A 13639-nucleotide genomic window follows, 5' to 3' on the forward strand; every position below is an offset into this window, starting at 1 on the left:
TGACCTATGGCCCCCGCGGACGCACCATCCTCGCCGGAGGGCGCCGACACTCCCGTGGCGCGCGTGGACGTCGACGCGGCACCCGTTCGGATCCGGCGCGCCCGGACCTCCGACGTGCCCCGGATCAAGGAGCTCATCGACGAGTACGCGGGCCGGATCCTGCTCGAGAAGAACCTGGTGACCCTCTACGAGGCGATCCAGGAGTTCTGGGTCGCGGAACTCGGACGCGAGGTCGTCGGCTGCGGCGCACTGCATGTGCTATGGGCTGACCTCGGCGAAGTCCGCACCGTCGCAGTCGATCCCGAGTTCTCGGGCCGCGGCATCGGCCACCGGCTGGTCGATCGGCTCATGGAGGTGGCAGGCGAACTCCAACTGAGCCGGGTGTTCGTGCTGACCTTCGAGACCGGCTTCTTCGGCCGGCACGGTTTCGCCGAGATCCAGGGCACCCCCGTGACGCGCGAGGTCTTCGATGAGATGTGTCGGTCGTACGACACCGGTGTCGCTGAATTCCTGGACCTCAGCTATGTCAAACCCAACACCCTGGGCAACACCCGGATGCTCGCGACCGTCGTGCCGTCCGCCACCGGCCCCGAGGTCTGATCCCCGCCCGTCCAACCGATCATCGAGAAGAAGCGAGAGACGATGCCCACCTTCGCCGTGCACTACACCTACCATCCGGCCAAGGCCCAGCTCCGCGACGAGCACCGGCCTGCCCACCGCACCTGGCTCTCCGAGGAGAACTCGGCGGGCAACGTGCTGCTGGCCGGACCGTATCCGGACGGCACCGGCGCACTGATCCTCGTGGTGGGGCCCGATCTGGACGGCGCCGAGGCGTTCCTCGCCAACGACCCCTTCATCGCCCATCAGGCGGTCGACGAGGTGCGCGTCGTGGAGTGGACTCCGGTCTTCGGCCCGTTCACCGCCTGACCGACCGGACCCGCCGATCGGCGGCAAAGCGAGCCGAGCAGACGGCCCGCCGCCGACGAGGAGTCGGTGACGGGCCATCTGCCGCGGGTCGTGATCAGGTCAGGTCTGCTTCTCGTCCTCGGGGGTCGAGGCGCCCCGCGAGCGCAGCAGGCTGGCCACGGTGGTGATCACCAGCGTCAGCACGATGACCGACAGCGAGACCGGTGTCGAGATCTCCGGGACCGCGACGTGCTCGCCGCCGTTGATGAACGGCAGCGTGTTCTCGTGCAGGGCGTGGAGGACGAGCTTCACACCGATGAAGGCCAGGATGAAAGAGAGTCCGTAGGACAGGTAGACCAGCCGGTCGAGCAGCCCGCCGAGCAGGAAGTACAACTGTCGGAGACCCATCAGCGCGAACGCGTTCGCGGTGAAGACCAGGTAAGGCTCCTGGGTGAGGCCGTAGATCGCCGGGATCGAGTCGAGCGCGAACAGGATGTCGGTGAACCCGATGACGATCAGCACCATCAACATCGGCGTGGCCATGCGCTTGCCGTTGCGACGGGTGAACAGTTTGTCCTTGTCGTACTCGTCCGAAGTTCGCAGGTAGCGCTTCACGAACCGTTCGAGTCGGCTCTCACGCTCCTCCTCGTGCTGTACCGGCTCGTCACTCTCGCGGATCAGCTTGACCGCCGTGTAGACCAGGAACGCGCCGAACAGGTAGAAGACCCAGCTGTAGGTGTTGATGGCCGCGGCACCGACCGCGATGAACAGACCGCGCAACACCAGGGCCATCACGATGCCCAGCAGCAAGACCTTCTGCTGGTACTCCTTGGGCACGGCGAACTTCGCCATGATGATCACGAACACGAAGAGGTTGTCGACCGACAACGCTTTCTCGGTCACGTAACCGGCGAAGTACTCACCACCGAAGGTGCCGCCCCACTGCCACCAGACGAACAATCCGAAGAGCACTGCGATGGCGATGTAGATCGCCGACCAGGTGCCGGATTCCTTCAGGGATGGGGCGTGCGGGACCCGCACGTGGGCGAAGAAGTCGAAGACGAAGAGGCCGAGGATCACCACACAGGTGACGATCCAGACGGTTGTCGAGACATCCATGGGAACTGATCTCCTCCAGCGCGCAGCACGAAGTTGCGATGCCAGAGGTCTCTCCCGCCGACGCACTCGTCGACCGACGCGCCCGGGCAACCGGCACACACGATGATCGGCATCGTGGCGACCGGCGACCGTACTGACGAACACGCCGCGAGAAGGGATACTCCCCTCTTCGATCTCCGCCAAGACTAGTACATATCTGGCGTTCTCCGCGCCGTCGGCGCATCGGCGTCCTCACATGGCGAGGTCACCGGCCCGTGAGCGTCCGGACACGGGCCGATCACTCCTGCGCTGCGTCCTCGCCGCCGCTGATCGACGCCATCACGCCGGCGAGCTCCTCCGGCTTGACCAACACCTCGCGCGCCTTCGACCCCTCGCTGGGGCCGACGATGTTGCGCGTCTCCATCAGGTCCATCAGGCGCCCGGCCTTGGCGAAGCCGACGCGCAGCTTGCGCTGCAACATCGAGGTCGAGCCGAACTGGCTGCTCACCACCAGTTCGATGGCCTGCAGGAGATCGTCCAGGTCGCCGCCGATGTCGGCGTCGATGTCCTTCTTGTCGCCGGCCTTGGCGGTCGTGACGCCCTCGGTGTACTCGGGTTCGCTCTGGTCCTTGGTGAAGTCGACGACCGCCGAGATCTCCTCGTCGGTGATGTACGCGCCCTGCATACGGATCGGCTTGTTCGCGCCCATCGGCAGGAACAGGCCGTCACCCATGCCGATCAACTTCTCGGCACCCGGCTGGTCGAGGATGACCCTGGAGTCGGTCAGCGATGACGTCGCGAACGCCAGACGCGACGGCACATTCGTCTTGATCAGGCCCGTGACGACATCCACCGAGGGGCGCTGCGTGGCGAGCACGAGGTGGATGCCGGCCGCACGCGCCTTCTGGGTGATGCGGACGATGGCGTCCTCGACGTCCCGCGGCGCGGTCATCATCAGGTCGGCCAGCTCGTCCACGATCGCGAGGATGTACGGGTACGGCTTGTAGACGCGCTCGGACCCCAGCGGCGTCGAGATCTCCCCCGACCGAACCTTGGAATTGAAGTCGTCGATGTGACGCACACGGGACGCCTTCATGTCCTGGTAGCGCTGTTCCATCTCCTCGACCAACCACGCCAGTGCGGCCGCGGCCTTCTTGGGTTGGGTGATGATGGGGGTGATGAGATGCGGGATGCCCTCGTACGGTGTGAGTTCCACCATCTTCGGGTCGATCAGGATCATCCGCACGTCCTCGGGCGTCGCCCGGGTGAGCAACGACACCAGCATCGAGTTCACGAAGCTCGACTTACCCGAGCCGGTCGAACCCGCGACGAGCAGATGCGGCATCTTGGCGAGGTTCGCACTGACGAAGTCGCCCTCGATGTCCTTGCCCAGGCCGATCACCAGCGGGTGGGTGTCCTTGCGTGTCTTCGGCGCCTTCAGGACGTCGGCCAGGCGCACCATCTCCCGATCGGAGTTGGGCACCTCGATGCCCACCGCCGACTTGCCGGGGATCGGTGCGAGCAGACGGACGTTGTCGGTGGCGGCCGCATAGGCGATGTTGCGCTGTAATGCGGTGATCTTCTCGACCTTCACGCCCGGACCGAGCTCCACCTCGTAGCGGGTGACCGTGGGCCCCCGGGTGTAACCGGTGACTGCTGCGTCGATCTTGAACTGCTCGAGGACACCACCGATCCGATCGATCATGTCGTCGTTGCTGTCACTGCCCTGCTTGGGCGGATCGCCGTCGACCAGGAGTGATGCCGGTGGCAACCGGTAGTCGCCCTCGACCGGTTGCGGATTGAGTTCGTCGGTGTCGTCGTCGACCGGAGCGGGCTCGGGCGTCGGCGCCGGAGCCGCCGACGGACTCGAGCGGCGGGTCCGGGCGCGTGCCGCCGGCGCGGCGGTGCCGATCTGTTCGGTCACCGCGTCGCCCGCGTCGGCTCCTGCGCCGAAGAGCGGCCGGGTGGCGCCGTCCACGATCGGTTCGGTTGTCGCGTCCGGTGATTCGGACGCCGTGCGAGCGGAAGCGCGACGACTCCGACGAGGTCGCGGGGCCGGCTCGCCATCCGGCGGGTAGTTGTCGTACGGATCCGGGGAGTAGCCGACGCCTGGGGCCGCACGGTCGGCGTCGGCCTCCGCGTCGAGGTCGTCGCCGAAGGGAACGTCGCCGTCCCAGGGCAGTTCGTCGTCGTCATGTGCCACGCCGGTGGACAGACCGAGATAGGCCGCGGCCAGGTCGACGACCTCGCGAACAGTCCGTCCACTGAGGACGAGCGCCCCGAAAGCGATGCACAGCACCAAGATCGGCACCGACACCCATGCCGTGACCCCGTTGGTCAGCGGTGTCCCGACCGCGAAGCCGAGGAATCCGCCGGCCGACGACCGTCCCGGGAGATCGGTCGGGGCGCCTGCGACCAGGTGGACGAGGCCCAGGATCGGCAGCACGATCAGCAGGCCGGCCCCGAGGAGTCGCGCACGACGGTGCGGATTCGGTGGGCGACGCATCAGGACCACGGCGAGAGCGAGCAGTGCCGCCGGGATGACGACTGCGGCGGAACCGACCACCGCGCGGAGCAGGGCGTCGATGAATGCGCCGGCGGGACCGGCCGCGCCGAACCAGACACCTGCGCCGATCAGAAGTGCCAGGCCGAGGATCGTCAGGGCCACGCCGTCTCGTCGATGAGTGTGCCCGGCACCGGGGTCGACGTCGTACTCGGAACCCACCGGACGTCGCCTGCCACGACCACCTGTGTCGGGCTCTGCGTCGTCGAACGGCGCATCGTCGAGATGCGAGTCGTCGAGATACTCGGCACCGGGATCCGGATCGTCGATGATGTCGGAGTCGTAGAGGTCGAGGTCGTCGGCGGCCCCGGAACGTGACGTGGAACCCATTCGGGCCATGCTCCCGACGCCGCGGGCGAGCAGACCGAAGCCTGCCCCGATCCCCCGGCCCACCGCCGAGGCCCCCGCGCCGGCGACCGACCGGCCGCGGTGGATGTCCGCCGAAGCGGCCGCGGGTGCAGCCCGACGACTCCGTGACGATGTGGCGGTGCCGCGGGACGCGCTGTTCCTGGCCGCAGTGTTCTTCTTGGCCCCAGTACTCTTCGTGGCTGCCGCGCGCTTTCCGGCTGCGGTGCTGCGACCGGACGCCTGCGATCGTGATCCGCTGGTCCCGCGCTTCGCCGCAGCAGTTCCACCGCGTTTGCCCGCGGAGGTCCCGTTGCCGCTCCCGCCCCGGGTCGCACCGGTGGTCGACCGACGCGTCGCGGACGCGCGGGATCCCGTGGTTGCTCTCGACGCCATGAAGACAGAATAGTCGGCCGAGGTCACCTCAGTCACATAGGCAACACAGGTAACGCTTCAGCGTGTCGGCCGCCGCCTCATCGTGCGACGTCAGAGACCTCGGTCGGCGCCTGCCACGGCAACCACGGCGTCGTCGTCGCCGGTGATGTCGACGTCCACCGGCGAGCGGCCGAAGACGTAGAGCACGAGTTCACCGACGGTCCCGGTCACCGTGACGTCCGGACCGTCGCCGACGGTGAGCAGTGTCGACCCCGCTCGCGTGCGCAACGTGATGCGCGCAGGTAGTCCGGACAGCGACTTCCGACCGATCAGTTTCGTGGTCGGTCGCAACGCGCGTTCGACCTCGGGCGACAGCGGCCGAGGGGTCCACCGGACGTCCGGATCGGCGCGTCCGCGCAGGATGTCCTCGTGGTGGACGAACATCTCCGCCAGATTCACCCAGCGGTCCACCGGTCGGTAGGGCGACCAGATCGGCGGTCCCGAGGCGATCGTGTCGAGCAGCTCGCCCCAGGGTCGCGCCGCGGTGCGGTTCTGGACGTGCTCGGTGTATCCGGCGAGGCGATCGACCATGATCCCCGGCGCCGCATCCGGTCGTCGCTCGCGGATCACGAGGTGGGCGGCGAGATCGCGCGTCAGCCACCCGTCGCACAGTGTCGGGGCGTCGGGTCCCGCCGCGCGAAGAGAGGCGACCAGGGCCGTGCGTTCATCTTGGGCGTGGCTCACACCGCCACCATAGCCACGAGGGCGTCCCGAGCCGGCGTTCGGTCAGGAGCCGACGGCCAGTACCGTCGGCACGATCATCGGACGACGGCGATAGGTCTCGGCGACCCAGCGACCGACGGCACGTCGGACGGTCTGCGCGATGCGATGGGTGTCGGTGACCCCCTCCGCGGCGAGCGAATCCAGTGCCTGGTCGACGAACTCGGCGGCGGCCTTCAAGGCTCCCGGGTCGTCGGAGAATCCGCGTCCGGAGACCTCCGGCGGGCTGACCGGACGACCGGTGGTGGCATCGACGGCGATGGTGATCGCGATGAATCCGCCCTCGCCGAGCACCAGGCGCTCCGACAACGTCGACTCGTTCACGTCACCCACCGACAACCCGTCGACGTAGACGTGACCGACGGGTACCCGACCGACGATCGAGGCGCGTCCGTCGACGAGGTCGACCACCACGCCGTCCTCGGCGAGCATCACCCGGTCCTCGGGCACTCCCGTCGCGACGGCCAGCGCAGCGTTGGCGCGGAGGTGGCGCCACTCACCGTGCACGGGCATCGCGTTGGAGGGCCGGACCGCGTTGTAGAGGTACAGCAACTCCCCCGCCGATGCGTGCCCGGAGACGTGAACCTTGGCGCTCTGCTGGGTGATCACGGTCGCCCCGCGCTTGGCGAGCCCGTTGACGACCGCGAACACCGAGTTCTCGTTGCCCGGGATCAGCGATGATGCGAGCACCACCAGGTCGTCGGCACGGATGTTGATCTGGCGGTGTTCGCCGCGCGCCATCCGCGACAACGCCGACAGCGGTTCGCCCTGGGAACCGGTGGAGATCAAGACCAATCGGTGGTCGGGCAGTGTCGCGGCGGTGTCGAGGTCGACGACCAGACCGTCGGGAACGCGCAGGTAGCCGAGATCCTGGGCGATCTGCATGTTGCGGACCATCGATCGTCCGACGAAGCAGATCCGTCGGTTGTGTCGCTCGGCGACGTCGACGATCTGCTGGATGCGGTGTACGTGGCTGGCGAAGGACGCGACGATGACGCGCTGCTTGGCCTTGCCGATCACCTGGTCGAGGACGCCCCCGATCTCGCGTTCCGGGGTGACGAAGCCGGGCACCTCGGCATTGGTGGAGTCGACCAGGAACAGATCGACCCCGTCGTCACCGAGTCGACTGAAGCCGGCCAGGTCGGTCAGTCGGTTGTCGAGCGGGAGCTGGTCGAGCTTGATGTCACCGGTGTGCAGCGCCACGCCGGCCGGGGTGCGGATGGCGACGGCCAACGCGTCCGGAATCGAGTGGTTGACCGCGAAGAACTCGCAGTCGAAGGGACCGTATGACGCCGTCTCACCCTCGGTGACCTGGACCAGCGTCGGGCGGAGCCGGTGTTCCCGACATTTCGCGTCGACGAGCGCAAGCGTGAATTTCGATCCGACCACGGGGATGTCACCGCGGAGCCGGAGCAGGAACGGGATCGCGCCGATGTGGTCTTCGTGGCCATGGGTCAGTACCACCGCATCCACGTCGTCGATGCGGTCCTCGATGTAGCGGAAATCGGGGAGGATCAGGTCGACACCGGGCTGCTGGTCCTCGGGGAACAGCACACCGCAGTCGACGATGAGCAACCGGCCGCCGTACTCGAAGACCGTCATGTTGCGGCCGATCTCGCCGATGCCGCCGAGGGCGACCACCCGGAGTCCGCCCTTGGGCAGTCGCGGCGGCGTCCCGAGCCGGTCGGAGACGGTCTGGGCCGGGCTCGGCTCGATCCCGCGTCCCCGGCCGCCCCCATCTCGGCCTGCCCCATCTCGGCCTGCCCCATCACGCTGGCGGCCACCACGTCCGCCGCCTGCGCGCTGTCCGCGCGAGCCGCCGGCGGATCGATTGCCTCCGGATTGCTTACCGCCCGAACTCTTCTCGGATGCGGCAGCGGCGGATTCGACACCGTCGCGGGCGTGCCGTCCGCCGCCGGCGTTGTCGGCCTCCGGTTGGTCGGACACCTGCGATGCGGCGTGCCGAGGTTCCACGTTCTCCACGGGCTCGCTGGGCGGCCCGGCCTTGCGGCTCGCCGTGCGGCGCCGACGCTGCGGCCCGGTCACGATGCGCGCCCCGAGCAGATCGGACGATTGCACATACCCGAGTTCATCAGGAGATCACTCCCGCTGCACGGAGATCGGCGAGCAGGGCTTCGATCTGGGCACCGTCGGCAGGCACCTGCGGCAACCGCGGATCGCCGACGTCGAGTCCGACGATGCGCAGAGCGGCCTTGACCATGGTGACGCCGCCGAGTCGGCCCATCGCGTTCACCAGCGGCAGCATCGACAAGTTCAGCTCCCGCGCGGTCTCCACCTCGCCTTTCTCGTAGGCGAGCAGCATGTCGCGCAGGCGATCGGGCACGAGATGCCCGATGACACTGACGAATCCGGTGGCTCCGACGGACAGCCACGGCAGGTTCAGCGCGTCCTCGCCGGAGTGGTACTCGAGGTCGGTCGACGCGATCAGGCCGGCAGCCGAGTGCAGGTCGCCCTTGGCGTCCTTCACTGCGCGGATTCGCGGATGCTCGGCGAGCGCGAGCATCGTGTCGTTGGCGATCGGCACCACCGAACGGGGCGGGATGTCGTAGAGCATCACCGGCAACGACGTGGCGTCGGCAATGGTCAGGAAGTGCGCGAGCACCCCGGCCTGCGGCGGCTTGGAGTAGTACGGGGTCACCAGGAGGAGGCCGTGGGCGCCGATCTTCTCCGCCTCGATCGAGAAGCGGACGCTCTCTGCGGTGTCGTAGCTGCCCGCGCCCTGGGTGATCCGGGCGCGGTCGCCCACGGCGTCGAGCACGACACGCAACAGGTCCAGCTTCTCGGGAACGGTGGTCGTCGGTGACTCCCCGGTGGTCCCGGAGACGATGAGCCCGTCGCATCCACGCGAGACGAGGTGGTCGGCGAGTTCGGCGGCCTTGTCCAGATCCAGTGCACCGTCCTTGGTGAACGGGGTCACCATCGCGACGGATGTGGTCCCGAACGGGTGCGCCTGGAGGTGGGAAGTACCTGCGTTCATGGTGCTCAAGGCTACCGCCTCATCTGACGCCGACGCGTGCGGGCGGTCGTGTCGCGCAGCATGTGAACGCGCTCACCCTTCGAGCACGAACGGCGAGGTCGCCACCTCGGTGCCGTCGTCGAGTGTGCCGATCTCGAAGTCACCGAACACCGTCGGCGCGACCTCGGTCAGGTGCCGCAGACACTCGACCGCGAGCTGCCGGATCTCGACATCCGCATGCTCGGTCGCGCGCATCCCGACGAAGTGTCGCCAGGCCCGGTAGTTGCCGGTGACGACGATCTTGGTCTCGGTCGCATTGGGCAGCACCGAACGGGCCGCCTGCCGCGCCTGTTTACGTCGCAGGATCGCGTTGGGGACGTCGGAGAACTTGGCCTCCAGCGCCTCCAGCAGTTCGGTGTACGCGGCCCGGCTCGCGTCGGTCGCCGCGACGAAGAGTTCTTCGAGCTCCGCATCCCCTCGGATGGCGGGCGGGGCGACCACGTTGGAGTCGTGCTCGGGCACGAAGCGCTGCGACAGCTGCGAGTAGGAGAAGTGTCGGTGGCGGATCAACTCGTGTGTGCACGACCGCGAGATGCCGGTGATGTAAAAGGTGACCGATGCGTGTTCGAGCAGGCTGAGATGGCCGACCTCGAGGATGTGCCGCAGATACCCGGCGTTGGTCGCAGTACGGGGATTCGGCTTGTCCCAGCTCTGATAGCAGGCTCGCCCCGCGAACTCGACGAGCGCCTCGCCGCCGTCGGCGTCGGTGTCCCACGAGACGTCGGCCGGCGGCGTGAACGACGTCGCGGCCACCAACTGGACCCGCAACGGCACCAACTCGGACACGGACGCTCCTCTCCTCGTGATCGACCGTGGCGGTCGATCGGCGGACCAGCTGATCCGACCCTCGATTGTCCCCCACGCCGGATCTGGGTTGGGGTCGCACCCCGCGTCGCCAATCCGGCGGCCGCCCCGTCGTCGACCGCCGGATGAACAGTTCCCGACCGTTCGGTGAATCCGCCGATCGACGGACGCCATCGGCGAACCCGGGTATGGCGATGTCCGGTTCCGATACCGCATGATGAGCGGCGTGCCAGCCCAGCCCCGCGGCGATCGGTCCACCTCTGCGTCCGAGACGAGCCGCGCCGACGCTTCCCTTCCGATCGATTCCCGTTCGCCGGGGACCCTGACCCCGGCTCCGACCGCCACACGTCGGGACGTGTTGCGCGCCGGCGTCGGTGTCGGAGTCGCCGGGGCCGCGCTCGCGGTGTCGGGTCCGGTGGCGAACGCGACTCCTCGAACCGCGCATCAGGTCTTCGCACACGGTGTCGCCTCGGGTGATCCCCTACCCGACGGCGTCATCCTGTGGACCCGCGTGACCCCGACGGCCGCGGCGACACCCGGATCGCGAGCCGGGGCGCCGACGTCGGTCCGCTGGGAGATCGCACGCGACGCCGCCTTCGGATCGATCGTGACGTCGGGAACGGTGACCACCGGTCCGGATCGCGACCACACGGTGAAGACCGACGCTCGCGGACTGTCGGCGAACACGGTGTACCACTACCGTTTCCGCGTCGTCGACGGCCCGTCGGCCGGAGCCGTGTCACCGGTCGGCCGAACGCGCACCGCTCCGGCGGCCGGCGCGGACGTCCGCGAGGTCCGCTTCGGGGTCGTCTCCTGCTCGAACTGGGAGGCCGGCTACTTCGGCGCGTACCGGCACCTCCGCCGGCACCGCGACCTGACCGCGATCGTGCACCTCGGCGACTACCTGTACGAGTACGCGAGCGGCGACTACACCGGGAAGACCGGTCCGGTCCGGCCGCATCTGCCGAGGAACGAGATCGTGACGCTCGCCGACTACCGGATCCGCCACGCCCAGTACAAGACCGACCCCGATCTGGCCGCATTGCATCGGCAACTGCCGTGGATCTGCACATGGGACGACCACGAGTCGTCCAACGACGCCTGGTCCGCTGACGCCGAGAACCACGATCGCAGCGAGGGTTCCTGGGCCGCGCGCAAGGCAGCTGCCGAGCAGGCGTACTTCGAGTGGATGCCCGTCCGACCGGCCGTCGATGCGGGCGGACGTCACCTCTACCGCAGACTTCGATTCGGCCGACTGCTGGAACTGTCGATGCTCGATCTGCGCACGTACCGCTCGGAGCAGGTCTCCTCGACGTCCAAGCGCATCGACGACCCTGCTCGGACCATCACCGGCGCTGCGCAGATGCGCTGGCTCACCGACGGACTCGTCTCCGCCGACACCCGGTGGCGGATCGTCGGCAACCCGGTGATGATCTCACCGGTCGTGATCCCGCCGCTCGACGCTCGGAACGCAGCAGCGCTCACCGAGGTGCTGGGCTTGCCGGCCACCGGCATCCCCTACAACGCCGACCAATGGGACGGGTACACGGCGGATCGCAACCGACTGCTCACCACACTGCGCCGAAACCGGGTCCCGAACGTCGTGTTCATCACCGGTGACATCCACTCGTCGTGGGCGTGCGACATCCCGGTGAACGCGGCGGACTACCCCGCCTCCGGAACCGTCGCCACCGAGTTGGTCGTCACCTCCGTGACCTCGTCCAACATCGACGACATCCTCAAGGTGCCCGAGCGCACCGTCGGCGCCGCGGTTCCCGCCGCGATCACCGCGGTCAACCGCCACGTGCGATGGAACGACTTCGACGCACACGGATACTCGGTTCTCACCGTGACGCCTGCAGCAGCGCAGATGGACTGGTACTTCCTCACCGACAAGGCCGACGCGCGCAGCGGTGACTACCACGCTCGGTCGTACCGCGTCCCCAACGGCTCGCAGCGTGTGGAGCCCGTCACCACCCCGCGCCGATGAGCCGACACCAGATGGGCTCGTCGGGCGATTCCGGTGACACCGCCGACCCGACACAGGATCATCGCCTCATGACTACACGGCTCACACCTGCGTACCGACGAGCCGCGACGCCGGTGAGCGTGCTCGCGATCGCCGCCGCGCTGGCGGTCGGTTCACCGGTCGTCGGCACGGCCGCCGCGACTCCGGCGCCGCCGCCGGCGTCCACACCGACCCCCGTCGCCGCGTCTCCGCAGCCGGTCGACCTGGTGGGTACCGACAACAGCCGTACGTTTGCGAACTACCGGACCACCGGGGGCCGTGTGCTGCGCGACAGCATCATCCGCAGTGACAACCTGTCGAAGCTGACCGCTGCCGATCAGCAGACGCTCCGGGATCGAGGTGTCCGGACGATCATCGACCTGCGCACCACCGCCGAACAGGCCATCCAGCCCGATCGCCCGGTCTCCGGTGCACAGATCCGCCGTTTCGACGTCCTCGGCAGGACTCCGGTCACCACGCTGGTCGATCTCCCCGCTGCCTACCGGGCATTCGTCACCGATCCGGGAGCACGGCAGGCCTTCCGCGACACCCTGCTCACGGTCCGGGACACCATCGACGGCGGCGGTCAGGTCCTGTTCCACTGCACCGCGGGCAAGGACCGCACCGGTTGGGCCGCCGCGCTGCTGCTCGGCATCGCCGGTGTCGACCGCGCGACGATCGAGCGGGACTATCTGGCCAGCAACACCTTCCGGCACACCGGTCCGGCCGACCCGGTGAACGGTGTGTCGGCGGGCTTGCTGCGATCGTCGTACGCCGCCGCCGACTCCGTCTACGGCGGTCTCGACGGCTACCTGAAGCGAGGACTCCGTCTGTCCGAGGCCGACATCACCGCGATCCGTGACGCCATCACGGCCCCGGTCGGCATCGCGAACTTCGTCGGCCGCCGCTGACCGCAGAAGCTAGTCGGCGTCGACGATCGCCCCGAGCCGCGCGAGGGTGTCGGTGAACCCGTGCACGTGGATCGACTCGATGCCGAGTTGCTGGACCGGACGGTCGTTGCCCCCTTCGTCGAGTCGATCGCCGAAGAACAGGATGTCGCCGACCCCGAGATCCAGGATCTCCATGAGCCGGCCAGCACCATAGGCCTTGTCGATGCCCTTGCGGGTGACGTCGACGGAGGTCGAGCCGCCGCTGCGGACCTCGAGGTCACCGAGACGCTGGGCGGCGTAGGCACGCAGCGATTCCTTTTTCGAGCCGTCCGGATCCCAGGCGGCCTTCGCATCGACGGGAGCGGCCTGTCCGAGAGCGCTGTAGGTCACCTGACTCCCCCGGTCCTCGAGGATCGGGCCCCAGGTGTCGTCGGTCCACAACCCCAGCTCGCGGGCGCCCTCTTCGAGGATCTCGAAGGTGCGCTTCTTCTCCTCGTCGGTGAGGTTCTCGGCGTACACCGTTTCCCATCCCTGCCCGGACCACCGGACGTACTGGGTTCCGTTGGTGGGCATCAGGTGCAGGTTGCCGATCGCATCGAAGACCCCCAGACGGGCGAGGACCTGCGACTGGAACTGCTCGAAACGCCCGCCGGAGATGATGCACACCAGGCCTTTTTCCAGCGTACGTCGGAACAGTTCGACCATCTCGTCGGACATGGGGCTCTTCGACGCCGCCAGCGTGTCGTCGAGATCGAACATGACAAGGCTGAATTCGCGCCCGTCGTAGTTCACCGTCATCGGGGTCCACACCTCAGATCTGTAGTCGGAATCGG

12 protein-coding genes are annotated in these 13639 nt (G+C 68.1%); 5 read left to right on the forward strand and 7 right to left on the reverse strand.

What is annotated here, in order from left to right; all coding sequences use genetic code 11:
• The first annotated feature begins 6 nt into the window (after positions 1 to 6).
• Complete coding sequence (locus GS4_RS23270) at positions 7 to 600, forward strand: amino-acid N-acetyltransferase (protein WP_007625223.1); 594 nt, start codon at positions 7 to 9, stop codon at positions 598 to 600.
• A 42-nt stretch (positions 601 to 642) separates the two neighbouring features.
• A complete protein-coding gene (locus GS4_RS23275) occupies positions 643 to 927 on the forward strand; it encodes a YciI family protein (protein ID WP_007625225.1) in 285 nt (94 codons plus the stop codon).
• A 99-nt stretch (positions 928 to 1026) separates the two neighbouring features.
• On the opposite strand, the gene GS4_RS23280 is transcribed toward GS4_RS23275, so the two are convergent.
• Together GS4_RS23280 and GS4_RS23285 are read right to left on the reverse strand one after the other, a co-directional pair.
• Positions 1027 to 2025 carry a TerC family protein gene (locus GS4_RS23280; RefSeq protein ID WP_007625227.1) on the reverse strand — a complete coding sequence of 333 codons (999 nt, stop codon included), beginning with the start codon at positions 2023 to 2025 and terminating at the stop codon, positions 1027 to 1029.
• Positions 2026 to 2302: 277 nt separating this feature from the next.
• Complete coding sequence (locus tag GS4_RS23285) at positions 2303 to 4897, reverse strand: FtsK/SpoIIIE family DNA translocase (RefSeq protein WP_439644639.1); 2595 nt, start codon at positions 4895 to 4897, stop codon at positions 2303 to 2305.
• Positions 4898 to 5000: 103 nt separating this feature from the next.
• Here GS4_RS23285 and GS4_RS26280 point away from each other — a divergent pair, with 103 nt between their 5' ends.
• On the forward strand, positions 5001 to 5321 hold the full coding sequence (locus GS4_RS26280) for a hypothetical protein (protein WP_245555809.1): 321 nt from the start codon (positions 5001 to 5003) through the stop codon (positions 5319 to 5321).
• Positions 5322 to 5398: 77 nt separating this feature from the next.
• Here GS4_RS26280 and GS4_RS23295 read toward each other — a convergent pair whose 3' ends face one another.
• The 4 genes from GS4_RS23295 to thyX form a co-directional block, all read right to left on the reverse strand.
• A complete protein-coding gene (locus GS4_RS23295; RefSeq protein WP_007625230.1) occupies positions 5399 to 6031 on the reverse strand; it encodes a TIGR03085 family metal-binding protein in 633 nt (210 codons plus the stop codon).
• A gap of 42 nt (positions 6032 to 6073) precedes the next feature.
• A complete protein-coding gene (locus tag GS4_RS23300; protein ID WP_007625231.1) occupies positions 6074 to 8146 on the reverse strand; it encodes a ribonuclease J in 2073 nt (690 codons plus the stop codon).
• Between the two features lie 13 nt (positions 8147 to 8159).
• On the reverse strand, positions 8160 to 9065 hold the full coding sequence (gene dapA, locus GS4_RS23305) for a 4-hydroxy-tetrahydrodipicolinate synthase (protein ID WP_174344042.1): 906 nt from the start codon (positions 9063 to 9065) through the stop codon (positions 8160 to 8162).
• Positions 9066 to 9137: 72 nt separating this feature from the next.
• Complete coding sequence (gene thyX, locus GS4_RS23310; RefSeq protein WP_007625235.1) at positions 9138 to 9890, reverse strand: FAD-dependent thymidylate synthase; 753 nt, start codon at positions 9888 to 9890, stop codon at positions 9138 to 9140.
• Between the two features lie 235 nt (positions 9891 to 10125).
• Here thyX and GS4_RS23315 point away from each other — a divergent pair, with 235 nt between their 5' ends.
• Both GS4_RS23315 and GS4_RS23320 read left to right on the forward strand, forming a co-directional pair.
• Positions 10126 to 11898 carry an alkaline phosphatase D family protein gene (locus GS4_RS23315; RefSeq protein WP_040511676.1) on the forward strand — a complete coding sequence of 591 codons (1773 nt, stop codon included), beginning with the start codon at positions 10126 to 10128 and terminating at the stop codon, positions 11896 to 11898.
• Positions 11899 to 11966: 68 nt separating this feature from the next.
• A complete protein-coding gene (locus GS4_RS23320) occupies positions 11967 to 12827 on the forward strand; it encodes a tyrosine-protein phosphatase (protein ID WP_051989829.1) in 861 nt (286 codons plus the stop codon).
• A gap of 9 nt (positions 12828 to 12836) precedes the next feature.
• Here GS4_RS23320 and GS4_RS23325 read toward each other — a convergent pair whose 3' ends face one another.
• Positions 12837 to 13604 (reverse strand): HAD-IIB family hydrolase, encoded by a 768-nt coding sequence (locus GS4_RS23325; protein ID WP_007625241.1) that lies wholly within the window; start codon positions 13602 to 13604, stop codon positions 12837 to 12839.
• Positions 13605 to 13639 lie beyond the last annotated feature (35 nt).

Origin of the sequence: Gordonia soli NBRC 108243 (assembly GCF_000334455.1) — a bacterium.
GTDB lineage: Bacteria > Actinomycetota > Actinomycetes > Mycobacteriales > Mycobacteriaceae > Gordonia > Gordonia soli.